The sequence below is a fragment of the Streptomyces sp. NPDC017676 genome (assembly GCF_044329325.1).
Lineage (GTDB): Bacteria > Actinomycetota > Actinomycetes > Streptomycetales > Streptomycetaceae > Streptomyces.
The window spans coordinates 483,483-510,430 of sequence record NZ_JBIRJA010000004.1 but is presented as its reverse complement, the minus strand read 5'-3'; the positions used below and the strand labels follow the sequence as shown (position 1 = coordinate 510,430).

Genomic DNA, 26,948 nt, shown 5'->3' with positions numbered 1-26,948 from the left:
CTTCCTGATCGCCGTACCGACCGGTGTGAAGTTCTTCAACTGGATCGGCACGATGTGGAAGGGGAGTCTGTCCTTCGAGACACCGATGCTCTGGGTGATGGGATTCCTCATCACCTTCGTCTTCGGCGGGCTCACCGGCGTCATGCTCGCCTCCCCGCCGATCGACTTGCACGTCTCCGACTCGTACTTCGTGGTGGCCCACTTCCACTACGTGGTCTTCGGCACGGTCGTCTTCGCGATGTTCTCCGGCTTCCACTTCTGGTGGCCGAAGTGGACCGGCAAGATGCTCGACGAGCGTCTCGGCAAGATCACCTTCTGGACGCTGTTCATCGGCTTCCACGGCACCTTCCTGGTCCAGCACTGGCTGGGCGCCGAGGGCATGCAGCGGCGGATTCCGGACTACCTCGCGGCCGAGGGGCTCACCACGCTCAACACGGTGTCCTCGGTCTTCTCGTTCCTGCTCGGCTCTTCCCTGCTGCCGTTCTTCTACAACGTCTGGAAGACGGCCAGGTACGGCAAGCCGGTCGGCGTGGACGACCCGTGGGGCTACGGCCGCTCGCTGGAGTGGGCGACTTCCTGCCCGCCGCCGCGGCACAACTTCCTCACCCTGCCGCGGATCCGCAGCGAATCCCCGGCGTTCGACCTGCACCACCCCGGCGTCCCGTCCCAGGAACGGGAGTTGACCGCGCGGTGACGGCCCACGACGAGCGGGACCTGGTCCGGCAGATCGAGGGCCATCTGCTGCTGGTCGCCGCACGGGAGGAGGGCCGTAGCGCCGCCGTACGCCTCAGCTCCCGGCTGGGCTGGCTCACGGACAGCCAACGGGAGCACGTGGAGGAGCAGTTCGAGGCCGAGTACCTCGCGCTGGCCCGGCTCTCGTGGCACCGCACGGCCGAGCGGGCGCAGGAGCTGCGGCAGGCGTACGAGGCACGCTACCTCGCGCTCCGCCGCCGTCTTCTGGCCTGCTGTGTGCTGGGCTGCGCGGCGCTCGCGGCGACGGCCCTGCTGGTGGTGTCCGCCGCCGTGTAGGGCCGGCCCGAACCGGTCGCGGGGGCGCGGCGTCGAGCCCGTGGACCGTGCGGACCGGCCATACTGGCCCCCGTGCGCGTTGCCATCATGACGGCGGGATCCCGGGGCGATGCCGCCCCGTACACCGGGCTCGGGCACCGGCTCGTGCCGGCCGGGCACGAGGTCACCCTGGTCACGCGGCCGCTTCGCCCCGCTGGTGGCCGGCTCCGGGGTGCGGTTCCACGCGCTGCCGGTGGATCCCCGGGCGGAACCGGAGTCCCCGCGCGGGTGGGGTCTGCACCGCAGCGCCAGCGGCCCGGGAAAGCTGCTGCGAGTGGGGGACCTGGCGCGGCGCCTGGTCGGCCGGCTCGCCGAGGATCTGCTCGGCGCGGCGCGGGAGAGCGACGTCCTGCTGCTGTCCTCCTCCCTGGCCCCGCTCGGGCACACGATCGCAGAAGGGCTGCGCGTGCCGAGCCTCGGTGTCTCTCTGCAACCGGTCGCCGCGACGCGCGAGTTCGCCCCACCGGTACTCGGCGGCGGCAACCGGGGCGGGCCGGTCAACCTGCTCGCCGGGCACGGGGTCGGCCTGGCCGTGGAGCACGTGTTCTCAGGCGCGGTGCCGGCCCTGCGGAAGCGGCTGGGGTTGCCCCCGCTGCGGACCGGTGCCGCGCGGCGGGCGCGGGAGCGGCGGCTCTGGCCGGTGCACCACGGCTTCAGCCCCCTGGTGGTGCCCCGGCCCGGTGACTGGCGGGCGGGTCTGGAGGCGGCCGGTCACTGGTGGCCGTACGACGACCAGGCGCACCTTCCGGATGCGGTACTGGAGTTCATCGACACCGGGCCACCGCCGGTGTTCGTCGGGCTGGGCAGCGCCACCGTGCCGGACGCCGGGCGGCTCAGCGCGCAGGTGGTGGCGGCGCTGCGGCGCGCCGGGCTGCGCGGGGTGGTCCAGCGCGGCTGGGGCGGGCTCGTGGCCGACGGGGACGACATGCTGACCGTCGGCGAGGTACCGCACGCGCTGCGCTCCCCCCGCATGGCCGCGGTGGTCCATCACGCGGACGCGGGCACCGCGGCGGCGGGGCTGCGTGCCGGGGTCCCGGCGGTGCCGGTACCGGTCCGGTTCGACGCGGGTTTCTGGTCCGCCCGGCTGGTCTCCCTGGGTGTCGCCCCCGGCGTCGTACCGCTGCGCCGCCTGACCGTGGACGCGCTGTACGCGGCGCTGCTACGGGCCACCCGGGACCCGGCGTACCGGCGGTGCGCCGCCGCCCTGGGCGCGCGGGTCCGGGGCGAGGACGGCGCCGCGCCGGTGCCGGCCGCGCTGGACCGGCTGACCGGTTCACCGGCTGACGCGATGTCGTCCGGTCAGCCGGTGAGCACCATCCGGAAGCGGGCTTTGCCGGCCAGCATCTTCTGGTACGCCTCGTCCGCGTCGTCCAGTGGCACGTTCTCGGTCATGGGGCGGATGTCGTGCAGGGCGCTGAAGGCCATGGTGTCCTCCACGTCCTGCGAGGTGCCGGCCGGGTGTCCGCGCACGACGCGGGCGGCCATGAGCAACTGCGCCGGGCTGATGCCGAGGGGAGCGGTGTCCGCGCCGATCACCACGAGTTCGCCGCGGTGGGCCAGGCCGTCCACGGTGGCCGTGATGGCCTCGGAGTTCCCGGCGGTGGCCAGGACCACCCTGGCGCCGCCGAGGGACTGCAGCGCCTCGGCGACCGGGGTGCCGGAAGTGCTGTCGACGTAGTGGTGGGCGCCCAGTTGCTCGGCGAAGTCGGCCTTCGCGGAGCCCCGGGCGATCGCCACGGTCTCGAAGCCCATGGCCACCGCGTACTGCACGCCGAGGTGGCCGAGGCCGCCGAGGCCGAGCACCGCGACCAGGTCTCCCGGCCGGGCGGAGCTGCGGCGCAGTCCGTTGTACGTGGTCACGCCCGCGCAGGCCATCGGCCCGGCGTCGTTCGGGGAGAGGGCGTCGGGGATCCGGGCCAGGGCGTCGACGGGTGCGATCACCTGCTCGGCGAAGCCGCCGTCGTAGGTCCATCCGGGAACCTTCAGGTTCTGGCACACGATGAAGTCGCCCTCGCGGCACGGCCTGCAGTGGCCGCAGCTGCCGCCGAACCAGCCGACGGCCACCCGGTCGCCCTCCTGCCAGCCCCGCTCGCGCACGCCCTCGCCCAGTTCCTCCAGGCGCCCGGCGATCTCGTGTCCGGGCACCTCCGGGAACGACACGCCCGGTAGTCCGCCGCTCACGAAGAGAGCGTCGCTGTGGCAGACCCCGCACGCCTCCACGGCGATCCTCACATGGCCGGGCCCGGGCTGCCGGACCTCGCGTTCGACCAGCTCGAAGGTGCCGTTCGGAGCGGTGACCTGCGCGGCTCGATACGTACTCATGGCTCTCTCCGGGAACGGGTACGACGGCCCCCACAGACCCAGCAGAGCAGCTTCGGCCCGATCCCGCGCGCCGAAGGACCGTGCCCCCGCCGAGCCGCGCCACCCGGCTCCGCGCGCCTGTGCCTCAGGGGTTCCCGGGGCGCCAGCCCTGCGGCCGGAGCATGCCCAGCAGCAGCCGGACCAGTTCGTCCACCACCTCGTCCAGTGTGGCGTCCACCCAGCCGGCGCTCCAGTCGTGCAGCAGGCCGTTGACGCTGCCGATGAAGGCCGTGGCGGCGAGGCGGTAGTCGCGCGGCGCCGCTTCCCCACGGGCGACGGCCGCGTCCGCCTCGGCGCGGATGAGGTCGATCCAGCGGGCGCGGCGGGCGAGGCGCTGCTCCTCCAGTCGGGGGCTGACGCCGATGATCTCCACGAAGGCGATGCGGATGCGGCGCGGGTCACGGGTGACGCCGTGGGCGTAGGCCCGGAAGAGCACGGTGGCGCGCTCGGCCAGCTCCAGCCCGTCCGCGTCGGCGAGGGCGTCCAGGACGGCCTGCTCGGCCCAGCCGTTGACCTGGAGGTGGAGCGCGGCGAGGACGTCCTCCAGGGTGCGGAACTCCTCGTAGAACTGGCGCGTGGACAGGCCCGCGGCCTGGCTCAGCGCGGCGACCGTGGTGCCCCGGTAGCCGGGGGTGTCGCCGAACAGGCCGAGTGCCGCGTCCAGGAAGCGGCGGCGGCGCTCGGCCTGCCGTTCCTCGGCGGACCGTCCGCCGTAGCGTCCCGTCGGCGCCCTGAGCCTGCCCTCCACGCGTCCCCCTCCGTCATCCGGCCACTCCCCCAATCTTGTCGTGCACACATCTTGTCGAGAAGGCCACCCCTTCCTTACTTTTCAGTAAGTTCACTGTGAAAGCACCCGTGTTCAGATTCCCCCGAGGAAAGAGAGCCGTCATGGCTGCCTCCAGAACCAGGCACCTGTGCTCCGTGGCCGCCGCCCTCGTCCTGACCGTCGCCGCCCCGGCGACCGCCGCCTCCGCACGCTCCGCCGCCCCCGCCGGGCTGCGCGAGGTGCTGTTCGTCGGCAACAACTGGGACGGCACCGCCGATGTCATCCGCTCCTCAGGCGACTTCGCGAAGATCGGCCGGATCAACGTCATCCCGGACAAGGACGCGCGGATGGCCGAGATCAACGCGGACCCGATCAAGTGGATCTACTTCCAGGCGATCCGCAACAGCGTCGGCGAGGGCCACGACCAGTTCGCCGACGACATGTACTCCACGCCCGACGGCAGATCGGTGGTGGTCTCCCGGCCGAGTTTCGCGGACGTCGTCTCCCTGGACCTCGCCACCGGGAAGGTCAACTGGCGCTTCCCGGTGTCCGGTTACCGCGCCGACCACATGGCGGTCTCCCCGGACGGCACCCGGGTCGCGGTCTCCGCCTCGACCGCGAACACCGTGCACGTCCTGGACATCAACACCGGCAAACAGCTCGGCTCGTTCGCCACCGGCGACAAGCCGCACGAGAACATCTTCACCAAGGACGGCAAGTACATCTGGAACATGTCCATCGGTGACGTCAACACCGACCTGGACAGCCCGGGCTGGGACTGGACCAAGGGCGACCGGCACATCACCGTCGTGGACGCGACGACGTACAAGCAGGTCAAGGTCATCGACATGCGGCAGCGGCTGGACGCGTTCGGACTGAAGGACTTCTCCGACGCGGTCCGCCCGGCCGTGTTCTCCGCCGACGAGTCCAAGCTGTACTTCCAGGTGTCGTTCTTCAACGGCTTCCTGGAGTACGACGTCGCCACCGACAAGATCACCCGGATGAAGACGCTGCCGAAGAACCCGGCGACCAGCGAGGACCGCACCACCTGGGTCAACGACTCGCGTCACCACGGCATCTCGATGAACCCCGAGGGCACCAAACTGTGCGTCGCGGGCACCATGGACGACTACGCGACCGTGGTCGACCGCGCCTCGCTCCAGGAGGGCCCGCTCGTCACGACGTCCAAGCCGTACTGGGCGACGGTCAGCGGGGACGGCAAGGACTGCATCGTCTCCGAGAGCGGCGCGGACCAGGTGACGGCGATCGACTTCGCCACCGGCAAGAAGGTGACGTCGGTCCCGGTCGGCGACCACCCGCAGCGCGTCCGGCTGGGGCACGTCCAGGCGGACTGGACGGGTCCCAGAGGTAGTTGACCCGTCACCGAGCCGTGGCCTCCGGGGTGTCCCCACTCACTCCGGAGGCCACACCCCTGCCGTCAGAAGCGCGCCGCCGCCCACGCGGCCAGTTCGGCCTTCGCCGCGCTCAGCAGGCCGGCGGACGGTGCCGTCGCGCCGTTGGTGACCAGCGCGTAGTGCGGCACACCGGAGTCCGTGTCGGTCAGCAGCAGCCGGCGGCTGCCCGTGCCACCCGGCTCCGGGGCCACGGCGACCGGGGTGGCGGACGTGTACGCGGGCGGGGCGTGCACCGTGCCGAGGTCCGAGACGACCGTGGTGGCGACGGTCGGGAAGGACGCCGGCAGGTGCAGTTCGGTGGGTGCGGTGCCGCCGCCGGAGCGCCATACGAGCAGCCCGTACTGGCCGGAGCCGACGAGTTCCGCCACGTTCGGCAGGGAGCTCGGCACCGGGTTCCAGGTGAGGGTGGTGGAGCCGTCGCGTGAGCGGTCCTCGTAGGTGAAGGCGAGGGCGGAGCCGGCCGTGGCGCTCGGGTAGACGCGGTCCAGGAGGCGGGCGTCCTGGCGCAGGACCGCGTTCCCGGAGTCGTCGAGCCGTACGGCCGAGAGGTCCTCGTCGTTCCAGGCGTCCCCCGCGGTGAGCACCTTCTCGGGGTTGCCGTTCATGGGTTCGTGGTGCCGGCCGTTGTAGAGGTCCCACTGCCACTGGGTGCCGGACAGCACCGGGCCGGAGGAGGCCGGGGCGGTCCACCAACTCGCCCCCTTCAGACGGGAGTCCAGGGCCTGGTACATGGCCTTCAGGACGGTCGGCGCCTTGTCGGACACCGCGCCGGACAGGGGGTGGCCGAACTCGCTGACCACGGCCGCGGTACCGGCGGCCGAGGCGCGGTCGCGGACGGTGGCGAAGTCGGCGGCGTACTGGCCGTCGGCGGCCTTGCCCCACATCAGGATGCCGGAGATGGCCTTCTGGTCGTAGAAGTGGCTGTTGAGGACATAGCCCGGGCCGAGCGTCCCCGCGTCCAGCAGGCCGCCCTCCTGCCTCTGCGTGGAGATGTTGGCGTTCCAGAACAGTTGGGGCTCGACCAAGGCGGGCTTGTCCTGCCAGCCGGCGGCGTCCATGCGGGCGCGGAACCTGACGTAGAACGGCCAGAGCAGATCGCGTTCCCAGGCGCGGGAGTTCTGCCCGGGGTCGTAGCTGCCCGCGTACGGCTCGTTGTACGGGTCGAAGCCGGTGATGCCCGCGAACTCCCCGCCGTCCAGATGCTGTTTCAGGTAGGCCATGGTGGTCCGGGCGGCGGCGAGGAAGGCGTCCTGGAGGCCGTGGGCGTTGTGCCAGAAGTCGTACTGGGCCTTCTGCACGGCCGCGTTCTGGGTGATGTTCTGCCCCCAGAACAGACAGATCCCGCAGAACTCCTTCGGGTAACCCCCCGCATCGACCGCCCACTTGGGCGCGCCGTCGCCGGCGTACCAGCTTCCCGTGTCGAACAGGTACCGGGAGTACAGGTCCTGGTGGAAGTCGGGGTGGACCCGGATGCCCGCGTCGAGGAACGCGCGCATCTGCTCGGTGACGGCGGCCAGATAGGCGGTGTCCACCTGGCCGCGCACGGGTTCGGCGTGCGCCCAGGAGAGCAGGAAGCGGACCGCGTTGCCGCCGCCGAGGGCGCGCAGCGCGGTCGCGGACGTGCGGGCGTCGGCGACCGAGGCGAAGGGCAGGCCGCCGTTCTCCTCCAGTTTGGTCTCGCCGGAGACGTTGTAGCCCCGCAGCACGATCTCGCGGCCCTGGCCGTCGGCGAACCGGCCGTCCCGCACGGTCAGCGGGGCACCGTCGAACCAGAGGGAGTCGGCGGGGGTGGCGGCGGTGGCGGGCGGGGCTCCCGCCACCGTCAGGGATCCGCAGAGGACGACCAGGACGGCCAGCAGACGCACCCGGATGTTCGGCATGTCCACCACAGTCCGACGGGGTCCGGAGTGCGTCAAGAGTTTCTGACCCACAGGTAAGTTGACTGTGGGTCAGCTGCCGGCCGGTCGGCTCACTCGCCGACCCGGCGCGTCACGTTCAGCAGGTACTCCTTCCGGTTCAGCGGATTGTGGTCGGTGCGCGGACGTTCGGGAACCGTGCCGCGGGTGACCGGCGCGTAGTGGTCGAAGGCCGTCTCCAGCTCGCCCTCACCCCGGGTCAGCCCCGGCAGCCGCCGCTCCAGCGCGTGCACCTGGGCGGCCGGCACGGTTCCCTCCAGGACACAGGCGGTCCCGTGCGTGCCGGCGGTCTCGGGTACGGCGCCGAGCCGGGCCAGCACCGGCAGCAGCGCACCGAGGGTGTCGGCCGGCGCCTCCAGGCGGAAGCGGTGCACCGGCTCGTGCACCAGGGTGCCGGCCCGGCGCAGCGCCTCGGTCAGCACCAGCGGGGTCAGGCCACGGAAGTCGTGGCCCGTGCTCGACATGCTCTTGTCGAAGCCCTGGTGCGCGTGGCTCTGCCGGGGCGAGTAGCCCGAGTGGGTCATGGCGACCGTGCAGTCGGTGACCTGCCAGCCGTGCAGCCCCTGGCCGAGCGTCTCCCGGACGGTGTCCTCGACCGCCTTGAAGAAGGCGTACGGCATCGAGCCCAGCTCCACCTCCAGCCGGAACGCCACGCCGGTGCCGGGCGGGGCGGGGTCGACGCGCAGACCGACCGTGGCGAGGAAGGGGTTGGCGTCCTTCTTGTTGAACTCGACGGCGTGCCCGGTGCCGACCGGCCGTTCGACGCACAGGGTCGTCGTCTCGCGGAAGGTGACGTCCAGGCCGTACTCGTCGGCGAGGGTGGCCTGGACGACCTCCTTCTGCACCTCGCCGTAGAGGGACACGGAGGTCTCCCCCCGCAGCTCGTCGTGGCGGACGCCGATGAGCGGGTCCTGTTCGGCGAGCTGGGTGAGCGCGAGGTGCAGGGAGCGGCGGTCCGTGCCGGGGCCGGGTACGACGACCGTCTCCAGGGTGGGCGGTGCGAAGTGGTGCTCGTACGACCGTCCCGGCGTACCCAGGGCGTCACCGATCCGGATGCCGTCGAGGCCCCACACCTTCACGATGCGGCCCGCCTCCGCGCGGTCCGCGTGGGTGTCCGTGCCGTGGTCGAAGACGGCGAGGGCGGTGACACGGCCTTCCGTGACACGGCCTTCGGTCATACGGCCTTCCGTGACACGGCCTCCGGTGACACGTGCCCGGCGGTCGGTGCCGGTGTCCTCGCGGCCGTCGCGGCCGTCGCGGCCGTCGCGGCCGTCGCGGCCGTCGCCGAACGGGACGCGGTCGCGGACGCGGAGGGTGCCGGAGAAGAGGCGGGCATAGGCCACCTTCTCCCCCGCCGGGCCCCGCTCGACCTTGAAGACGGTGCCCGAGAGAGGGCCGTCCGGGTCGCCGGCGGCGGTGGGCAGGAGGCGCTGGATGCCGTCGGTCAGCTCGGCGACGCCGGCGCCGGTGATCGCGGAGCCGAAGTACACCGGGTGGACGGAGGCACGCCGGGTGTGTGCCACGAGGGCGTGGCGCAGCCGGGCCTCCGGGACGCCGCCGTCGAGGTAGGCGCCGAGCAGCCCGTCGTCCCGGTCCGCCAGTGCCTCCAGCGCGGCCGGGCCGAGGCCGGGCAGGAAGCGGGCGGCGCGCGTGCCGAGTCCGGCGGCGGTGCCCATGGGGACGAGCGGTACGGCGAGCCGTTGGGCCATCTGGCGGAGCACCGCTGTGTCCCGGGCGCCGCGCCGGTCGATCTTGTTGACGAAGACCAGGGTCGGGATGCGCAGCCGGCGCAGGGTGCGCATCAGCACGCGGGTCTGCGCCTGGACGCCTTCGACGGCGGAGACGACCAGGACGGCTCCGTCCAGCACGCCGAGCACCCGTTCCACCTCGGCGATGAAGTCCGGGTGACCCGGGGTGTCGATGAGGTTGACGGTGACCGCGTCGAGCGGGAAGGAGACGACGGCGGACTTGATGGTGATGCCGCGGCGCCGTTCCAGCGCGAGGGTGTCGGTGGTGGTGCTGCCGGCGTCGACACTGCCGATCTCGTCGATCACTCCGGCGGTGTGCAGGAGCCGTTCGGTCAGGCTCGTCTTACCCGCGTCGACGTGGGCGAGAATTCCCAGATTGAGCAATGGCACGAAGCGTCATGTCCTTGAGAGAGTGGGCGATTCCTTCCGGGCCGGACATGAACGGTGCGCGCATGATCGCTCCTGGTTCTCTCGGGAACTCGACCGGTGCAGTGCAGCAGAACGGCCGCCGCACCGCCAACGGATTAACGTTCAACCAGATGTCGTGCCGGCTGTGAGGCGAGGAGCCGACGATGCGTGAGATTCTCGCGGTGCTGGACCGGTGGTACGCCGCCCGGGTGCCGTTCGGGCTGGCCACGGTCGTCGCGGTCAGCCGCAGCGCGCCCCGCGGGCCCGGCGCCGCGATGGCGGTCGGCCCGGACGGCGAGGTGGTCGGCAGTGTGTCCGGCGGCTGTGTGGAGGGCGCGGTGTTCGAGCTGGCCCAGGAGGCCGTCGAGAGCGGAGCGGCACGGCTGGAGACGTTCGGCTACAGCGACGAGGACGCCTTCGCGGTCGGGCTCACCTGCGGTGGTGAGATCACCGTCCTGGTACGGCCGGTGACCCCGGCCCGGGACCCGGCGTTCGGCGCGGTCGCCGCGTCTGTCGCGGGCGGCGAGCCGGTCACCGTGGCCACCGTGGTCGACGGGCCGGCGCCGCGCGGGGCCACCCTCGCGGTGTGGCCGCACACCGCCGCCGGCAGCCTGGGGACCGGGGGGCTCGACGCGGCCGTCGCCGCCGACGCGCGCGGCGAACTCGCCCTCGGCGTGACCGGCCTGCGGCACTACGGCCCGCACGGGGAGCGCCGCGAGGACACCGTCACGGTGTTCCTCCAGTCCTTCGCGCCGCCACCGCGCATGCTGGTGTTCGGGGCCATCGACTACGCCGCCGCCGTGGCCCGGATCGGGGACTTCCTCGGTTACCGGGTCACCGTGTGCGACGCCCGGCCGGTGTTCGCCACGCCCCGCCGGTTCCCGGAAGGGGCGGAGGTCGTCGTGGACTGGCCGCACCGGTACCTGCGTGGCACGCGCACCGACGAGCGGACGGTGATCTGCGTCCTGACCCACGACCCGAAGTTCGACGTGCCGGTGCTGCTGGAGGCGCTGCGGCGGCCGGCGGCGTACATCGGGGCGATGGGCAGCCGGCGCACCCACCACGACCGGCTCCGCCGCCTGATCGAGTCCGGCCTCACCGACCGGGAACTGTCCCGCCTGCGCTCCCCGCTCGGCCTCGACCTCGGCGCCCGCACGCCGGAGGAGGTGGCGGTGTCGGTGGCGGCGGAGATCGTGGCCCTGAGGTGGGGCGGCACCGGCTCACCGCTGAGCGGGACGAGGGGTGCGATCCATCCCCGGGGGGTGGGGTGACCGTTCCTCTCGGGGGCGCCGGGTGGGATGCCACGGGGTCGCCCTCGCGGGGCCGCCGGTGCTGCCGATCGGCACCCGGCGGTGGTGCCGGTGGCGATGCCCTGCCGGGGCTGGGACGGAGGTGCGGGACGGGAGCCTGCGACGGGAATGCCCGCCCTGCCGCACCGACAATCCCCGCCGTGTGCTCGGGGCGTGCTAGTCGGGGTCCCCTGCCACGCGCGCGTGCAGGTGCTGGTCGTGCCAGCCGTCGGCGTGCAGCAGGGCGCTGCGCTGGGTGCCCTCGTAGCTGAATCCGGCCTTCTCGGCGACCTGGCAGGACGCCGGATTGGCGACGGAGTGGCACAGGACCAGGCGGTGCAGACCGAGGTCGTCCAGGGCCCACCGGCTCAGCCGCCGCGCCGCCCGTACGGCGAGGCCCGTACCGCGCGCCGGGGGCAGCACCCAGTAGAGGACCTCGGCGGTGCCGGCCGCGAGGTCCACGTCGTTGAGCCCGGCGAGGCCCACGGCCGCGCCGCCGTGGGGGGCGATGGCCCAGATGACACCGGTCTCGGCCCGTCGGCGGGCGTGCAGGCGCTCGATCCGCGCCCTGGCCTCCGCGCGGTCGGCGACGGAGAAGAGGTTCCACCTGCTGATGTCCGGGTCCCGCCCGGCGCTGAGCAGGGCGTCCGCGTCGGCGTCGGTCAGCTGCCAGGGCCGCAGTTCCAGGCCGTCGGCCAGCGGCAGCACGGGTTGGTCGGGCTCGGCGAGGCGGCCCGGGGGCACGACGGCGGGTATGCCGGAGCTGGAGATCACCGGCGCATCCTGCCACAGCTGGTGATCATCGGTGCACGTGCCACAGCTGGTGATCACCGGCGCACGGGCCACAGCGGGAGACCACCGGCGTACCGCCACAGCGGCCGGCCATAGGGGCACGCCGGCGCACTGCCACGACAGCCGACCATGGGCGCGCCTGCCACTCGCGCAGACCACCGGCGCACCTGCACCACCCGCACGAACCACTGACCCGTCTGCACCACCCCCGCAGGCCACCCGCGCAGACCACCGGCACACCGGCCCCCGGTGGTTACCGGCGCGGGAGTCGGTGCAGGGTCACCTCGGTGAGGGCTCCGTCGGCGAGCGTGGCCGTGAGGTACGTGCAGTGGGGCTGGCGGCGGCGGTCCGTCGGGGAGCCGGGGTTGAGCAGGCGCAGACCGCCGGGGGCGATGGTGTCCCAGGGGATGTGGCTGTGCCCGAAGACCAGGACGTCCAGGTCGGGGAAGCGGGCGGCGCAGCGGGCCTCGCGGCCCTGGGCGGGGCCGGTCTCGTGGACGACCCCGAAGCGCAGGCCGCCCAGTTCGGCGTGGGCCACCTCGGGGAGCCGGGCGCGCAGCTCGGGGCCGTCGTTGTTGCCGTACACGCCGATCAGCCGGCGGCTGCGGTTCTCCAGCAGGTCGAGGGTGGCGGTGTCGACCCAGTCCCCGGCGTGGAACACGACGTCCGCGCGCGGGAGTTCGGCGAGCAGCTGCTCCGGGAGCGCCTTGGCGCGCTTGGGCAGGTGCGTGTCGGACATGAGCAGGAGGCGCACCTCGCCAGCCTATGCGGTGGAGGAGGTCAGGCGGCGGATGCCGCGTACGGTGCCCAGCAGCGCGGCGCCCGCGCCGAGGGCGGTGGCGGCGGGGTGCCGGACCAGGGTCTCCTGCCAGGAGCGGGCGTGGGCCGTGTCGTCGAAGGAGCCGTGGGCGCCCTGGTCGTCGGCGGGGTCGCGGTCCACCGGTTCGAAGAGGTTGTCCAGGCCGGCGGGCGGGATGCGGTCGGTCTGCTGGGCGTCGAAGCCGGTGCGGGCCAGGTAGCGGTCGAGCAGCGCCGGGACGAACCGGTTGGCCCAGATGGTGGCGACGGTGGACGCGCCGACGTAGTACTGCTTGCGGCCGGGATGGTCGGCGGCGTACAGCACGCCCCGCGCGGCCACCTCGGGCTGGTAGATCGGCGGGACCGGCATGGGGTGCTTGGCGAGGCGGGAGCGGACCCATTCGAACTGGGGGGTGTTGACGGCGGGCATCTGGGCGACGGTGACGCGGACGCTGCTGCCCCGGTGGAGCAGTTCCGTGCGCAGGGAGGAGGTGAATCCGTTGATGGCGTGCTTGGCTCCGCAGTAGGCCGACTGGAGGGGGATCGACCGTTCCCCGAGCGCGGAGCCGACCTGCACGATCGTGCCCCGGTCGCGCGGGAGCATGCGCTTCAGGGCGGATCGGGTGCCGTTGACGAAGCCGAGGTAGGTCACCTCGGTGATCCGCCGGTACTCCTCGGGGGTGATCTCCTCGAACGGCGCGAACACGCTGGCGAAGGCGCAGTTGATCCAGGTGTCGATGGGGCCGAACTCCTTCTCCGCGGCCTCGGCGACGGCCTCCGTCTGGGCGGGGTCGGCGACGTCGGCGGGCCGTACCAGGGGCCGTCCGCCGAGCGCGGCGACCTCGTCGGCCGCCGCCTCCAGGCCGCCCTCGCCGCGCGCGACCAGGACGACGTCGGCGCCGCGCCGGCCGTACAGGCGGGCGGTGGCGCGGCCGATGCCGGCGCTGGCGCCGGTGATGACGACGGTGGGGGGCATGTTCCTCTCCTCCTGCGTACGCGGTCTGTGTCACTCCACCCGGTAGGGCGCCGCCCGCTCCTCCACGAGGGTCAGGCCGAGGCCGGGTGTCCCGTCGGCGCCCGGGGTGACGCTGCCGCCGCCCGGGTCGAGGACGCCGTCGAACAGCAGCCGTTCGATGCGGACGTGGTCGTGGAACCACTCCAGGTGGCGCAGGTTGGGCACGGCGGCGGCCGCGTGGGCGTGGGCGTGGGGCGCGCAGTGCCCGGAGATGTCGAGCCCGCGCGCGTGGGCGAGCGCGGCGGCGCGCAGCCAGACGGTGATGCCGCCGCACCGGGTGATGTCGGCCTGGAGGCAGTCGACGGCTCCGGCGTCCAGCATGTGCTGGAAGTACGGGAGGGCGTATCCGTACTCGCCGGCGGTGACGTCGATCGGGGTCCGGCCGCGGATGTCGGCGAGGGTGGTGAGGTGGTCGGAGGAGACGGGTTCCTCGAACCAGGTGACGCCCTCGTCGGCGAGGGGGCCCGCGAGGCGTACGGCCTGGCCGGCGCGGTAGCCGCCGTTGGCGTCGACGTACAGCTCGGCCGTGTCACCGATGACGGCCCGCGCGCGGGCGACGCGTGCCAGGTCGCGGTGCTCCCGGGTGCCCCACGACTCGCCGATCTTGATCTTGACGCGGGGGATGCCCTGTTCCTCGGTCCAGCCGCGCAGCTGGCGCTCCAGCCGGTCGGCGTCGTAGGTGGTGAAGCCGCCGCTGCCGTAGACGGGCACGTCGTCGTGGGCGGCACCGAGGAGGTGGACGAGGGGCAGGCCGAGCAGGCGTGCCTTGAGGTCCCACAGGGCGATGTCGACGGCGGCGACGGCCTGGGCGGCCACGCCGGGCAGTCCGGCGTTGCGGACGGCCCGGCACATCTGCTCGTTGGCGCGCGGCACGTCGTACGCGGACAGGCCGGTGACGGTGCCGGCGAGGAGTTCGCGGACGACGTGGGCGGTGGCGGCGGGCGCGTAGGTGTAGCCGAGCCCGGTGGTGCCGCCCGATCGGGCGGTGACCAGGACGAGGGTGGTCTTGTCCCAGGCCAGGGTGCCGTCGGCCTCGGGGGTGTCGGTGGGCACGGTGTAGACGGCGGTGTCCACGGCCTCGACGGCCGGCTGGTCGCTCATGGTCACCTCCTGAGCTTGCGCAGTCCGGCCACGGCGCCCAGGGAGAGGGCGGCCAGGGAGGCGGTCGTCGCCCAGCGGGCCGTGCGGGACGGTTCGGCGGGGCGGACGGCGAGCCGCTCGGGGTGGTCACTGGGCAGGTTGCCGTCGAGGGCGAGCGCCAGGACCTCGGCGAGGTGCAGGGCGCGACGGCCGGTGCCGCCCTGCTCGATCTGGGTGCGGCAGCTGAAGCCGTCGGCGAGGACCAGGCTGTCCGGGGCGGCCCCGCGCACGGCGGGCAGGACGCCCAGTTCCGCGACGGCCATGGACACCTCGTGGTGGCCGCGTTCGAAGCCGAAGTTGCCGGCCAGGCCGCAGCAGCCCTCGTCGAGCACCTCGGCGTCGAGGTGGGCGCGGCGCATCAGTTCCCGGTCGGCGTCGAACTTCATGATGGCGTGCTGGTGGCAGTGGGTCTGCACGGTCGCCTGCCGGGCGAGTTGCGGGGGCCGCCAGCCGTCGGGGGCGTGGTGGACGAGTTGTTCGGCGAAGGTGCGTGTCTGGGCGGCGAGTCGTGCCACGTCCTGGTCGCCGGGCATCAGCTCGGGGGCGTCGGCGCGGAAGACGGCCGTGCAGGAGGGTTCCAGGCCGATCACCGGTGTGCCGGCCTCCAGGTGGGGGCGCAGCACGTCGAGGGTGTGGCGCAGCACCCGCTTGGCGGTGGGCAGCTGTCCGGTGGAGATCCAGGTGAGGCCGCAGCACACCGGCCTGGACGGTACGGCGATCCGGAAGCCGGCGTCCTCCAGGACCCGTACGGCCGAGATCGCGATGGAGGGGTGGAAGTAGGTGCTGAAGGTGTCGGGCCACAGCACGACGGTGCGCGGGTCGGCCGGGTCGGGCTCCTCCCCGTCGCGGGCCCGCCACCACTGGAGGAAGGACTGCGCGGCGAACACCGGGGCCGGGCGGGCCTCGTCGATCCCGGCGAGCCGTTTGCCCAGGGACGCGAGGCCGGGCGCGTGCAGCGCCGAGTTGACCAGGGACGGAGCGGTCCGGGACAGCCGGGCCCAGACCGGTAGCCAGCCCATGGAGTAGTGGGCCATGGGACGCAGCCGTCCCTCGTAGTGGTGGGACATGAACTCGGCCTTGAGGGTGGCCATGTCGACACCGGTCGGGCAGTCGGACTTGCAGCCCTTGCAGGCCAGGCAGAGGTCGAGGGCGTCGCGTACGGCGGTGGAGCGCCAGCCGTCCTTCACGGCGGAGTCGGCGTGCCCGTCGAGCATCTCGAACAGCAGCCGGGCACGGCCGCGGGTGGAGTGCTCCTCCTCCATGGTGGCCCGGTAGGAGGGGCACATGACGCCACCGGAGTGGCCGCGGCAGTTGCCGATGCCGACGCAGCGCATCACCGCGCGATTGAAGGAGTGGTCGTCCTCGGGATAGCCGAAGTGGGTCTCCGGGGTGGCGGGCCGCCAGGTCGGGCCGAGCCGCAGCTGTCCGTCGACGGGGTTGGGGTGGACGACCTTGCCGGGGTTCATCCGGTTGCCGGGGTCGAAGAGGGCCTTGAGTTCACCGAACGCGGTGACGAGCCGTTCCCCGAACATCCGGGTGAGCAGTTCGCCCCGGGACTGGCCGTCGCCGTGCTCGCCGGAGAGGGAGCCGCCGTAGGAGGCGACGAGGTCGGCGGCCCGCTCCACGAACCGCCGGAAGCCGGCCACCCCCTCGGCGGTCTTCAGCCCGAAGGGGATGCGGGTGTGCACGCAGCCCTGCCCGAAGTGCCCGTACAGGGACGGGTGGTCGTAGTCGAACTCGGCGAACAGGTCCTTCAGGTCGCGCAGGTAGTCGCCGAGCCGCTCGGGGGGTACGGCGGAGTCCTCCCAGCCCTCCCAGGTCTCCCGGTCGTCCGGCGGGCGGGCGGTCACCCCGAGGCCGGCCTCGCGGGCCCTGAGCATCTTCTGCTCGCGGTCGGGGTCGTCGGAGAAGGCGACGTTCGCGTCCTTCTCGCCGCGGCCGACGGCCCGCAGCAGCGCGTGCGCCTGTGCGTCGACGTCCTCCTGGCTGTCGCCGCTGTACAGCACCATCAGCCAGCTGTCGCCCTCGGGCAGGTTGTCGAGGGAGTCCAGGTAGGCGCCCTCCTCGCGCATCAGCTGGGCCATGCGCCCGTCCAGGGCCTCCAGCTGGCTGGGCGAGCAGTGCTCCAGCAGGTGGGGGACGTCGTCGGCGGCGGCGCAGATGTCGTCGTAGCCGAGGACGAGCAGCGACTGGTACGGCGGCACGGGCACGAGGTCGAGTTCGGCGCGCAGGACGGTCACCAGGGTGCCCTCGCTGCCGACGAGCGCCTTGGCGACGTCGAAGCCGTTCTCGGGCAGCAGGGAGTCCAGGTTGTAGCCGGAGACGCGGCGGGGGATCTTGGGGTAGCCGCGGCGGATGTCGGCCAGGTACTCGGTGGCGATGCGGTCGAGGCCGGCGTAGATCTCGGCGAGCCGGCCGCCGCCGGCGATGATCCGGGCGCGCTCGTCGGGCGGGGTGGGGCCGACCCAGGCGCGCTGTCCGTCGTAGGTGAGGATCTCCAGGCGCCGGACGTTGTCGACGGTCTTGCCGTAGGCCTGGGCGGAGGCGCCGCAGGAGTTGTTGCCGATCATGCCGCCGAGCGCGCAGTGGCTGTGGGTCGACGGTTTGGGGCCGAACTGGAGCTCGTGGCGGGCCAGGTGCCGGTTGAGCTGGTCCAGGACGATGCCGGGCTCCACCACGCAGGTGCGCCGTTCCGGGTCGACGGAGAGCACCCCGGTGCAGTACTTGCTCCAGTCGATCACCACGGCGGCGTTGGTGGTCTGTCCGGCCAGGCTGGTGCCGCCGCCCCGGGAGAGGACGGGGGCGCCGAAGCGTGCGCACACCGAGACCGCCCGGGCGCCCGCCTCGACGGTGCGGGGTACGACGACGCCCAGCGGGACCTGCCGGTAGTTCGAACCGTCCGTGGCGTAGGCACCGCGGCTGCCCGCGTCGAAGCGGACTTCGCCGTCCACCTCGGCGCTCAGGGCTGCCTCCAGGCCGGACCTGTCCGGAGGGGTCATCTGCGCTCCTCGATCTCGCTCCGTGGGTGCACCGACGTACTGCGCGTGCCGCGCTGTCCGAGGTCCGGCGAGTACCCCGGCAAATAGACAGTCAAAACTGAGCAGTCTCAACTGGACAGTCTGTGCTGTCGGTCCTAGCCTGGACCGCATGGCCGACATCTCCGACTCCGCCGCCCGCGCCGCACGCGATCTGCGCGTGGTGTTCAGCAGGCTGCGGCGCCGCATCCGCGAAGTCGCGCAGGACGCCGACCTCAGCCCCTCGCAGGAGTCGGCGCTCACCCTGGTCGGCAAGCACGGCGCGGCCACGGCCAGCGCGCTCGCCGCCGCGGAGGGGGTACGCCCGCAGTCCATGGCCACCACGCTGGCCGCCCTGGAGCAGCACGGGCTGATCCGCCGCGCCCCGGACCCCGACGACGGCCGCCGCCAGCTGGTCACCCTGACCGACGGCGGCCGGGCCCGTGTCGAGGGGAACAGGCAGGCGCGCGAGGAATGGCTGGCCCGCGCCTTCCAGGACCGCTACACCGAGGAGGAGCGGCAGACCGTCCTCGCGGCACTGGAGCTGATGGAACGGCTGTCCCGGCCGTGACACCGAGGCTCACCGCGCGCGCCCGGCCCGCCGGCCCCTCCCCCGCCGGATTCGACCGCCGGCTCATCCCGCCGATGGTCCTCGGGTCCGTGCTGAACCCGGTCAACTCCTCGATGATCGCCGTGGCGCTCGTGCCGATCGGCGTGGCGTTCGGCGCTCCGCCCGCCGAGACGGTCTGGCTGGTCTCGGCGCTCTACGTGGCCACCGCCGTCGGCCAGCCCGTCATCGGCCGCCTGGTCGACATGTACGGCCCGCGCCGGCTCTACCTCTCCGGCACGGCCCTGGTCGGCCTCGCCGGTCTGCTCGGCGCGCTCGCCCCCTCGCTCGGCGCGCTGATCGCGGCCCGGGTGCTGCTGGGCCTCGGCACGTCGGCGGCGTACCCGGCGGCGATGCGGCTGACCCGCGCCGAGGCCGAACGCACCGGGCAGGACAGCCCGGCGGGTGTCCTGACCGCGCTCGCCGTCGCCAACCAGACGGTGGCCGTCGTCGGGCCCGCGCTCGGCGGGCTGCTGATCCAACTGGGCGGCTGGCGGGCCGTGTTCACCGTCAACGTCCCCCTGTCGGCGGCCTGTCTGGTGCTCGGCGCGCTGCGGCTGCCCCGGTCCGGGACCCGGCGGCGCCGCCTCGACGTGCCCGGCATGGCGCTGTTCGCCGTGCTGCTGGTCGCGCTGATGCTGTTCCTGATGGATCCGCGGGCCGGCCGCTGGTACCTGCCCGTGCTGTCCGCCGCGGCCGCCGCCGGCTTCGCACTGCGCGAGCTGAGGGTGCCGGACCCGTTCGTCGACCTGCGCGTCCTCGGCGGCAACGGCCCACTGCTCGCCACCTACCTGCGCCAGTTGCTCGGCTACACCACCGCCTACGCCTTCATGTACGGCTACACACAGTGGCTGGAGCAGGGCCGCGGGCTCGGCGCGTCCACGGCCGGGCTGGCGCTGCTGCCGCTGTCGGCGGCGGCGCTCACCGCCTCCGCGCTGACCGGGCGCCGCGAGGCGGTGCGCGCCAAGCTGATCACCGGTTCCGTCCTCCAGCTCGCGGGCGGCGCGGTGCTGCTCCTGATCGGCGACCGCAGCCCGTTCTGGCTGCTGCTCGGGGTCGGAGTGCTGCTCGGCGTCCCGCAGGGGCTGATCGGCCTGGCCACGCAGACCGCGCTGTACCGGCAGGCCGACCCGGAGCGGATCGCCTCCGCGGCCGGGCTGCTGCGGACCTTCATGTACCTCGGCGCGCTGGGCGCCTCCGCCGCCACCGCGGCGTTCTACCCGCACCGCGCCGACACGGCCGGGCTGCACGGCCTGGCCCTGTTCATGCTCGCCGGCTCCGCACTGCTGCTGGCGACGATCCTGCCCGACCGATCCCTCGGCCGGCTGACCCCCCGAGACGCCCGAAAGGCCTGACCGACCCATGTCGCTCACCACGCTCGACCCCCGAACCGCCCTCGTCGCGATCGACCTGCAGAACGGCATCGTGGCCATGCCCACCCAGCCCTGCCCGGGCACCGAGGTCGTCTCCCGCACGGCCGCGCTCGCCGACGCCTTCCGCTCCCACGGGCTGCCCGTGGTCCTGGTCCGCGTCTCCTTCGCGCCGGACGGGGCGGACGCCGTCCCCGGCCGCACCGAGCGCCAGCCGCGCGGGCTCACCTTCCCGGAGGGCTGGGACGTCGTCGTCGACGACCTGTCCGGACACCCCGGCGACATCCGCGTCACCAAGCACAACTGGAGCGCCTTCCACGGCACCGACCTGGACGTCCAGCTGCGCCGCCGCGGCATCACGCAGATCGTGCTGACCGGCATCGCCACCAGCATCGGCGTCGAGTCCACCGCCCGCGACGCCTACGCGCACGGCTACCACGTCACCCTCGCCACGGACGCCATGGCCGACGCCGACGCAGAGGCGCACGCGAACAGCGTCGAGCGCATCTTCCCGCGGCTCGGTGAGACCGGCACGACGGCCGAGGTCCTGGAGCTGCTGGCCAAGACCCACGCCTGACCGGGACCTGCCGGCCACGCCTGACCGCCCGCCGGGCCAGGACGGAACCGGGGGTGAGGGCCGCGGCGGGCTGCCGGCTCAGCGTGCGGTGTGCGGCTTGAGCGGCTCCCACCAGGACCGGTGGGCGCGGTACCAGTCGACCGTCTCGGCGAGACCGGTGGTGAAGTCGCGGCGCGGCCGGTAGCCGAGTTCGTCGCGGGCCTTGCTCCAGTCGAGCGAGTAGCGCAGGTCGTGGCCCTTGCGGTCGGGCACGTGCACCACGTGCTCCCAGCCCGCGCCGCACGCCTCCAGCAGCAGCCCGGTCAGCTCCTTGTTGGTCAGCTCCGTGCCGCCGCCGAGGTGGTACACCTCGCCGGGGCGGCCCCGGGTGCGGACCAGGTCGATGCCGTGGCAGTGGTCGTCGACGTGCAGCCAGTCGCGGACGTGGCGCCCGTCGCCGTACAGCGGGACGGGCAGACCGTCGAGGAGGTTGGTCACGAAGAGCGGGATCACCTTCTCGGGGAACTGGCGCGGGCCGTAGTTGTTGGAGCAGCGGGTGATCCGGACGTCCAGGCCGTGGGTGCGGTGGTGGGCGAGGGCCATGAGGTCGGCGGCTGCCTTCGACGCGGCGTACGGCGAGTTGGGCGCGAGCGGATGCGTCTCGGACCAGGAGCCGGTCCGGACGGAGCCGTAGACCTCGTCGGTGGAGACGTGCACGAACGGGCCGGTGCCGTGCCGGAGGGCCGCGTCCAGCAGGGTCTGGGTGCCCAGCACGTTGGTGCGGACGAACTCCCCGGCCCCCTCGATCGACCGGTCGACGTGCGACTCGGCGGCGAAGTGCACCACCTGGTCGGCGTCCGCCATCAGTTCGTCGACCAGACCGGCGTCACAGACGTCCCCGTGCACGAAGTCCAGCCGGGGATGGCCGACGGGGAGGTTGGTGAGCGTGCCGGCGTAGGTCAGCTTGTCCAGCACGGTCACGTGGGGTGCGTCCGGCGCGTCGCCGGCGAGGAGCCCGCGGACGTAGTGGGAGCCGATGAAGCCGGCGGCGCCGGTGACGAGCAGGTTCATGACCGGAGTATGACCGGGGGCGTGACGGCGTACGAGCTCGGCCCGACGGGGTATGACGGCGTCCGGGCCCACCCTGTTCAGTCCTGCGGGGCGTGACGCCGTCCGGCTCACCCCGGGCGTTCAGTCCTGCGGGGCGTCGCCGCGGGGCTCGCCCCGGGTGTTCGGTCCTGTGGGGACGGCGTCCGGCCCGCCCGGGGCGTTCGATCCTGCGGGGCGTGACGCCGTCCGGCTCACCCCGGGCGTTCAGTCCTGTGGGGCGTCGCCGCGGGGCTCGCCCCGGGCGTTCAGTCCTGCGGGGCGCGACGCCGACCCGGGCTCACCCCGGGTGTTCAGTCCTGCGGGGCGTCGCCGCGGGGCTCGCCCCGGGTGTTCGGTCCTGTGGGGACGGCGTCCGGCCCGCCCGGGGCGTTCGATCCTGCGGGGCGTGACGCCGTCCGGCTCACCCCGGGCGTTCAGTCCTCGCCGCGCACGATGTTGTCCTCAAGGTCCGGGCCCTGCCTCTTCGCGGAGGTGCGGTCCAGGACGGCGGGCACGCAGGTGCGCACTCCCCGGTTCCGCCGACGGTGGGCCTGGGCCCAGCCCGTCTCCGCGTCCGGTATGGCCGGTTTCTCGCTCGCATGCGCGGTCACGTCGTTCATCTTCCTTCTGCGTCCCGCTCGCCGCGGGCTCCGTTCGCCGGGCCACCCGGGCCCGGGGTGCGCTGTGTGCGTGACCGGGTCCCCGGGCCGGGCGGCCCGCAAACGCGGCGGTGCGCCGCCGGGGCAGGTACGTCCGCCCCACCGGGTCAGGTACGACCGCCGCCGCCACCGCCGAAGGACCCACTGGAGCCCGGCGACCAACGGGGGCGGCGCTGGTCGTCGGCGCGCTTGGTGCCGACGTTGCCGAGCTGGTGGGGGGTGAGGCGCTCGCTCTCGTCGGTGGCCCGGGGCACCTCGTCGGGCTCGCGGACCTCGCGGGTCTCGTGCACCGGCCCCGACGGCGGCATCTTCGGCTGTTCGTCGGGCCGCGGCGGTGCCGGTTCCCGCTCGCGCACCTTGAAGCCCAGCCGGAAGGCCCAGATGAGTCCCGCGACGCAGGCCACACCGGCGATCAGGATCAGGGCGTAGCCGAAGACCTGGGCGCCCGTGGCCGCTTCGTACATGGCAGTGTTCATGACCGCCGGGTACCCGGCGCGGCGCGACGGATGCGTGGGCGAGCGCGAACGGGCAGGCCGCGGCCCTACGGCCCCGTCCGGCAGGAGGCCGGTCCGCCGGTGCGCCGGGTGCCGCCGATGCAGCCGGTGCTCCCGGTGCCGCCGGTGAGGCCTTCGGCAGGTGCGGCGGTGGATCTGGGCCCGGCCGTGGATCAGTCCGTCTCCTCCGCCGCCGCGCGTTCCACCTCCGCCTCGACCTCGGCCCGGGGCCGGCCGGTCTGCCGGGCGTACTCGCTCACCGCCGTCTGCACATCGCGGGCGAGGTCCCGCCAGGCGCGCAGGGCGGTCTCGTAGGTGCCCGACTGGGCTCCGGTCATCCGCCGCTCGGCCGGCGGGCCGTAGGCGTCCCGCAGTTCCTGTACCTGGGCGTGGGCGGCGGCGGCCGCGCGCTGCTTGGCGACCAGTTCTTCGAAGGTGTGCGACACGCCAACCGACCCTAGGCAGCTCCGGGACGCGGCCCCGCCGCGACCTGCCGGGACCGCCGCCACCCGTACCCGAGTGGCGGGTCAGCGGTCGGGTACGACGTCCGCCCAGACCTGTTTGCCGCCGCTGACCGGAACCGTGCCCCAGGCCGCCGACACCGCCTCCACCAGCAGGATGCCCCGGCCGCCGGTGGCCTCCCAGCCGATGCTGGTGGGCTTCACGGGGCTGCGCGGGGAGGAGTCGGCGACGGCGAGCCGCAGCCGGTGGTTGACCAGGCTGAGGTCGAGCCGGACCTGGCCGCCGGTGTGCACCAGGGCGTTGGTGACGAGTTCGGAGACGACCAGCAGGGCCACGTCGATCGTGTCGCGGGACAGGCCCCAGGCGCGCAGCGTGCGCCGGGTGAAGCGGCGGGCGTGCCGGACCGCCTCCGGCACCCGCCACACCGTCCAGCTCTCCCGGAGCGGGCGTACGGCCAGTCCGTCGTAGCGCATCAGCAGCAGCGCCACGTCGTCGCCGCGGTGGGCGCCGGTGAGCAGGGCGTCGGCGACCAGGCCGAGGTGCGCGGGGTCGGCGGCGGACAGTTCGCGGGCCAGCCGGTCCATGCCGGCGTCGAGGTCGGTGTCCGGGGACTCCACCAGGCCGTCGGTGGTCAGCGCGATCACGGTACCGGCCTGGAGCCGGAGCGGGGTCATGGGGAACTCGGCCTGGGCGAGAACGCCGAGCGGTGGGCCGCCCTCCGCCCGCACGATCTCGGCGGTGCCGTCCGGGTGGCGCAGCACCGGTTGCACGTGCCCCGCGCGGACGCACCAGGCGGTGCCCTGCTCCACGTCGACGTCGACGTAGGCGCAGGTGGCGAAGAGGTCGGTCTCCATGTCCAGCAGCAGCCGGTTGGCGTGCGCGACGACCACGTCCGGGGCGTGGCCCTCGACCGCGTAGGCGCGCAGCGCGGTGCGCATCTGGCCCATCAGGGTGGCGGCGCCCGCGTTGTGGCCCTGGACGTCGCCGATCACCAGGGCGACGTGGTTGTCGGCCAGCGGTATCACGTCGTACCAGTCGCCGCCGACCTCCAGACCGGCCGTGGTGGGCAGGTAGCGGGCGACGGCGACCGCGCCGGGCAGCCGGGGCAGCCGGCGGGGCAGAAGGGTGCGCTGGAGCATGCCGACGAGTTCGTGCTCGGCATCGAAGGCGTGGGCGCGCAGCAGGGCCTGGCCGGTCAGGCCGGCGCAGGCGGTGAGCAGGGCGCGCTCGTCGGGGGCGAAGTCGTGCGGGCGGTCCCAGCCGACCAGGCAGGCACCGGCCATACGGCTGCCGGCGGGCAGCGGCAGCACGGCGAGGCCGCCCGGGCCGACCTCGGCGAGGGCGGGCTCCAGCGCCGAGCCGGCGGGCCAGATCTTGGCCCGGCCCTCGCGCAGCGCGGCGGCCAGGGTGGGCATGGCGCGCACCGGCGCGTCGGGCCATTCGGTACGCCACTCGCTGCGCCACACCTCGGGCCAGGCCTCGGGTTCGGGCGGGTCCAGGACGGTGACGACCAGTCGGTCGTTTTCGAGTTCGGCGAGGGCGATCCGGTCGGCCCGCAGCGGCTTGCGCAGGGCGGCCACGACTGCCTGGCCGACGTCCTTGACGGTGCCGGCGGTGGCGAGGGCGGCGGCCAGGCGTTGCACGCGGGCGACGTCCGTGACGTCGGAGCGCAGCGAGGAGGCGTCGGCGACGGTGCCGACGAGCCGGGCGGAGCGGCCCTCGCCGCCGGGCAGCAGCCGGCCGCGCAGCCGCAGCCACTTGGGCGGGCCGGCGGGCTGCAGGATGCGGAACTCCAGCTCGCGGTCGCCGATCGACATGTGGTCGGCCTCGACCACGGACATCAGCGCGGGCAGGTCCTCCGGCACCGCGCGGCCGAGCAGGGTCTCCACGCGACCGTCGAAGCTCGCCCGGTCGATCCCGAACAGTCGCAGGATCGCCCCGCCGACCTCCACCCGGCCGGTGTCCATGGTCAGGCTGAAGGCGTCCTCGGGCAGCTCGCCGGTGTCTCCCGTGACGGCCGGGGCGGGTACCACCACGGCACGGGCGATCAGCTCCAGGCTGGTCCGGTCGTCGGTCCCGAAGCCGCCCGGGTGCTCGCCCACGGCCAGCAGACAGCCGCCGCCCGCGGGGCCGAGCGGTAGGACGGCCATGGAGAAGTCCGGGGACGGGGTACGGCGGGAGTCCGGGCCGGCGGCCAGTTCGGCGGGGCCGAGCCAGCGCGGGCGTCCGGTGCGGTGCGCCTCGGCGACCGGGGAGGTGCCGGCGGCCGGGTAGCAGTCCCGCAGGCCGTACAGCGTGCGGGGCAGACCGGCCGACTCGGCGAGGCAGAGCTCCGTGGCGTCGTGGCCGGGCGTGTACACCCCGGCGAAGGACGCGCCGGCGAACACGAGCGCCTGTTCGAGCACCCGGCGGAGCCGGTCGGGGGTGGCCGGGGACGCCATCAGCGACGCGAGGGCGGCTTCGGCACGCTCCGGCGCCGTTCGCGTCCCGCTGATCGCAGCGCCCTCACTCACCACGTCGCCATTACAGCGCGTATGAGCCGCCTGCGCAGCCCCTGTGCAGCCCGCCGAACGGACGCCGTCCGGATGCCCTGACCACGGGTGGCCACCGACGTGCCGAGGTGAGCGGAACGGAGACGCGGGGGTGGGGCGGGCGTCACGACGGGCGGGGCGGGCGGGGCGAGGGGGCGCCGCGACGGGCCGGGCGGGGGCGCCTGCGGCCGGCCTGCTGGGGGCGCCGGCGCCCACGGGCGGTTCGCGGGAAGGATGGCCGACTCGGGCAGACAGCCATGAGGGAACGCTCCCGCCGGCGGCCCGGTGGAGGTGGCACCGGTGACGGCAGGTGACCAGGCGGATCGCCTCCCCACGCCGGCATGTCGGACGGGCGCCGGCTGCGGCGTACCACCACGCCGCGCCACGCCGCGCCACCTCCTCGCCGTCGAGCCGCCTGCGCCGGCGCCCGCGGCGGTCAGGTGGAGCGGCGTCGGCTGTGTCAGGTGGCTGCGCGGCTCACACCGGATCCTGGGCGGGCGTCGCCGCGCCCGTGTCCTCGGCGGCTGCCGGCCTCCCCGGCTCCCTGGTCGGGATGACCAGCAGCTTGGTCACCGAGCCGTCGTCCGCCACGACGTCCCGGACGTGGCGGAACCCCAGGCGTCGGCACATGGCCAGGCTGGCGGTGTTGTCGGCGCCGACCATGCCGTACGCCTCCGTGAGTCCGAGGTTGTCGGCCGCGTGGCGGAGCAGGCCGCGTACCGCCTCGCCGCCCAGTCCGCGCCCCCAGTGGGCGGGGGCGAGCGCGGTGACGAGTTCGTGCCCGTCGACGTTGCCGGTCGGCTTCACCTCCGCGTGGCCGACGTGGACGCCCTCGTGCCACAGGCCCCACACGTCGAAGCGGCACTGAGGGTAGACGTCGGTGAGGATGGCCCGGAACAGCTCACGGATCTGCGGTTCGGGCACGCGTTCCTGGCCCATCCAGCGGCACACCTCCTCGTCGCGCAGCAGGGCGACGAAGGCGTCCTCGTGTTCGGGCCGGTAGGGGAGGAACTCCAGGCGTTCGGTGCGCAGGACGGGGGTCGGGACGGACGTCATGGCGGACTCCTCGGGAGTGATACGGCGGTGGCGCGTGGGGGGGAGGAGTGGGGGGAGGCGCCGGGCCGGCCCGCTAGGGGCGGCCCGGCGTGTCGGTCGCGGTGGACGCGCGGGGCGTCAGGCGCCGGCGTTCTCCATGCGCTCGCGGAGGCTCTTGGGCCGCATGTCGGTCCAGACCTCGTCGACGTACGCGGAGCACTCGGCCTCGGTGCCCTCCTTGCCGACGGGCTGCCAGCCGGCGGGCACCTCGATGTCGACGGGCCAGAGGGAGTACTGCTCCTCGTCGTTGCGCAGCACCTGGTAGCGGGTGTTCTCGTCCATGTCGGTCTCCTCGCGGGTTCGGTTCGGGTGAGCTGTGGTGGGACGGGGGCGGGCGGTCGGGGCGCGGGGTGCG

23 protein-coding genes and 1 pseudogene are annotated in these 26,948 nt (G+C 73.7%); 8 read left to right on the top strand and 16 right to left on the bottom strand.

Features of this window, described 5'->3' with window-relative positions; translation table 11 throughout:
- The 3 genes and pseudogenes from ACH4LD_RS12215 to ACH4LD_RS12205 all read left to right on the top strand — a co-directional run.
- A partial coding sequence (locus ACH4LD_RS12215) for a cbb3-type cytochrome c oxidase subunit I (protein ID WP_398106173.1) occupies positions 1-694 on the top strand: 694 nt, incomplete at its 5' end.
- On the top strand, positions 691-1,029 hold the full coding sequence (locus tag ACH4LD_RS12210; RefSeq protein WP_398054110.1) for a hypothetical protein: 339 nt from the start codon (positions 691-693) through the stop codon (positions 1,027-1,029). The genes ACH4LD_RS12215 and ACH4LD_RS12210, both read left to right, overlap by 4 nt.
- An 87-nt stretch (positions 1,030-1,116) precedes the next feature.
- Positions 1,117-2,338: pseudogene (locus tag ACH4LD_RS12205) on the top strand (glycosyltransferase); the annotation flags it as partial.
- Positions 2,339-2,367: 29 nt separating this feature from the next.
- Here ACH4LD_RS12205 and ACH4LD_RS12200 read toward each other — a convergent pair.
- Both ACH4LD_RS12200 and ACH4LD_RS12195 read right to left on the bottom strand, forming a co-directional pair.
- Positions 2,368-3,390 (bottom strand): alcohol dehydrogenase, encoded by a 1,023-nt coding sequence (locus ACH4LD_RS12200; protein WP_398054109.1) that lies wholly within the window; start codon positions 3,388-3,390, stop codon positions 2,368-2,370.
- Between the two features lie 124 nt (positions 3,391-3,514).
- Complete coding sequence (locus ACH4LD_RS12195; RefSeq protein WP_132785715.1) at positions 3,515-4,177, bottom strand: TetR family transcriptional regulator; 663 nt, start codon at positions 4,175-4,177, stop codon at positions 3,515-3,517.
- 140 nt (positions 4,178-4,317) lie between these two features.
- Here ACH4LD_RS12195 and ACH4LD_RS12190 point away from each other — a divergent pair, with 140 nt between their 5' ends.
- Entirely contained in the window at positions 4,318-5,571 is a 1,254-nt protein-coding gene (locus ACH4LD_RS12190; RefSeq protein WP_398054108.1) for a YncE family protein, read from the top strand.
- Between the two features lie 62 nt (positions 5,572-5,633).
- Here ACH4LD_RS12190 and ACH4LD_RS12185 read toward each other — a convergent pair whose 3' ends face one another.
- On the bottom strand, positions 5,634-7,490 hold the full coding sequence (locus ACH4LD_RS12185; RefSeq protein WP_398054107.1) for an endoglycosylceramidase: 1,857 nt from the start codon (positions 7,488-7,490) through the stop codon (positions 5,634-5,636).
- A gap of 89 nt (positions 7,491-7,579) precedes the next feature.
- Positions 7,580-9,664 carry a GTP-binding protein gene (locus ACH4LD_RS12180; protein WP_398054106.1) on the bottom strand — a complete coding sequence of 695 codons (2,085 nt, stop codon included), beginning with the start codon at positions 9,662-9,664 and terminating at the stop codon, positions 7,580-7,582.
- A 182-nt stretch (positions 9,665-9,846) separates the two neighbouring features.
- On the opposite strand from ACH4LD_RS12180, the gene ACH4LD_RS12175 reads away from it, so the two are divergent.
- Entirely contained in the window at positions 9,847-10,953 is a 1,107-nt protein-coding gene (locus ACH4LD_RS12175) for an XdhC family protein (RefSeq protein WP_398054105.1), read from the top strand.
- 195 nt (positions 10,954-11,148) lie between these two features.
- Here ACH4LD_RS12175 and ACH4LD_RS12170 read toward each other — a convergent pair whose 3' ends face one another.
- From ACH4LD_RS12170 to ACH4LD_RS12150, 5 genes are all read right to left on the bottom strand, one after another.
- Positions 11,149-11,745 carry a GNAT family N-acetyltransferase gene (locus ACH4LD_RS12170; protein ID WP_398054104.1) on the bottom strand — a complete coding sequence of 199 codons (597 nt, stop codon included), beginning with the start codon at positions 11,743-11,745 and terminating at the stop codon, positions 11,149-11,151.
- A 271-nt stretch (positions 11,746-12,016) separates the two neighbouring features.
- Entirely contained in the window at positions 12,017-12,517 is a 501-nt protein-coding gene (locus ACH4LD_RS12165) for a metallophosphoesterase family protein (protein WP_398054102.1), read from the bottom strand.
- Positions 12,518-12,526: 9 nt separating this feature from the next.
- A complete protein-coding gene (locus ACH4LD_RS12160) occupies positions 12,527-13,537 on the bottom strand; it encodes an SDR family oxidoreductase (protein ID WP_398054101.1) in 1,011 nt (336 codons plus the stop codon).
- Positions 13,538-13,567: 30 nt separating this feature from the next.
- Complete coding sequence (locus ACH4LD_RS12155; RefSeq protein ID WP_398054099.1) at positions 13,568-14,677, bottom strand: enolase C-terminal domain-like protein; 1,110 nt, start codon at positions 14,675-14,677, stop codon at positions 13,568-13,570.
- Between the two features lie 2 nt (positions 14,678-14,679).
- Entirely contained in the window at positions 14,680-17,715 is a 3,036-nt protein-coding gene (locus ACH4LD_RS12150; protein WP_398054098.1) for an FAD-binding and (Fe-S)-binding domain-containing protein, read from the bottom strand.
- 148 nt (positions 17,716-17,863) lie between these two features.
- Between ACH4LD_RS12150 and ACH4LD_RS12145 the strand changes: the two genes are divergently transcribed.
- Genes ACH4LD_RS12145 through ACH4LD_RS12135 form a run of 3 tightly spaced genes read left to right on the top strand, consistent with a single transcriptional unit; the run spans position 17,864 to position 20,284 of the window.
- Positions 17,864-18,301 (top strand): MarR family winged helix-turn-helix transcriptional regulator, encoded by a 438-nt coding sequence (locus ACH4LD_RS12145; protein ID WP_398054097.1) that lies wholly within the window; start codon positions 17,864-17,866, stop codon positions 18,299-18,301.
- Positions 18,298-19,692, top strand: a complete 1,395-nt coding sequence (locus tag ACH4LD_RS12140) for an MFS transporter (RefSeq protein ID WP_398054096.1) — start codon at positions 18,298-18,300, stop codon at positions 19,690-19,692. Before ACH4LD_RS12145 ends, ACH4LD_RS12140 begins: the two co-directional genes overlap by 4 nt.
- A gap of 7 nt (positions 19,693-19,699) precedes the next feature.
- Positions 19,700-20,284, top strand: a complete 585-nt coding sequence (locus ACH4LD_RS12135; RefSeq protein ID WP_398054095.1) for an isochorismatase family protein — start codon at positions 19,700-19,702, stop codon at positions 20,282-20,284.
- A 78-nt stretch (positions 20,285-20,362) separates the two neighbouring features.
- Here ACH4LD_RS12135 and rfbB read toward each other — a convergent pair whose 3' ends face one another.
- From rfbB to ACH4LD_RS12100, 7 genes are all read right to left on the bottom strand, one after another.
- A complete protein-coding gene (gene rfbB / locus ACH4LD_RS12130) occupies positions 20,363-21,334 on the bottom strand; it encodes a dTDP-glucose 4,6-dehydratase (protein ID WP_398054094.1) in 972 nt (323 codons plus the stop codon).
- Between the two features lie 452 nt (positions 21,335-21,786).
- Positions 21,787-21,972: a hypothetical protein gene (locus ACH4LD_RS12125; protein ID WP_398054093.1), complete on the bottom strand. Its 186-nt coding sequence runs from the start codon at positions 21,970-21,972 to the stop codon at positions 21,787-21,789.
- Positions 21,973-22,118: 146 nt separating this feature from the next.
- On the bottom strand, positions 22,119-22,487 hold the full coding sequence (locus ACH4LD_RS12120) for a DUF6479 family protein (protein WP_398054092.1): 369 nt from the start codon (positions 22,485-22,487) through the stop codon (positions 22,119-22,121).
- Between the two features lie 191 nt (positions 22,488-22,678).
- Positions 22,679-22,951 carry a hypothetical protein gene (locus ACH4LD_RS12115; RefSeq protein WP_030639470.1) on the bottom strand — a complete coding sequence of 91 codons (273 nt, stop codon included), beginning with the start codon at positions 22,949-22,951 and terminating at the stop codon, positions 22,679-22,681.
- 81 nt (positions 22,952-23,032) lie between these two features.
- Complete coding sequence (locus ACH4LD_RS12110; protein ID WP_398054091.1) at positions 23,033-25,480, bottom strand: SpoIIE family protein phosphatase; 2,448 nt, start codon at positions 25,478-25,480, stop codon at positions 23,033-23,035.
- Between the two features lie 495 nt (positions 25,481-25,975).
- On the bottom strand, positions 25,976-26,554 hold the full coding sequence (locus ACH4LD_RS12105; protein ID WP_398054089.1) for a GNAT family N-acetyltransferase: 579 nt from the start codon (positions 26,552-26,554) through the stop codon (positions 25,976-25,978).
- A 117-nt stretch (positions 26,555-26,671) separates the two neighbouring features.
- Positions 26,672-26,875: an MbtH family NRPS accessory protein gene (locus ACH4LD_RS12100; RefSeq protein ID WP_014676677.1), complete on the bottom strand. Its 204-nt coding sequence runs from the start codon at positions 26,873-26,875 to the stop codon at positions 26,672-26,674.
- Positions 26,876-26,948: the final 73 nt, after the last annotated feature.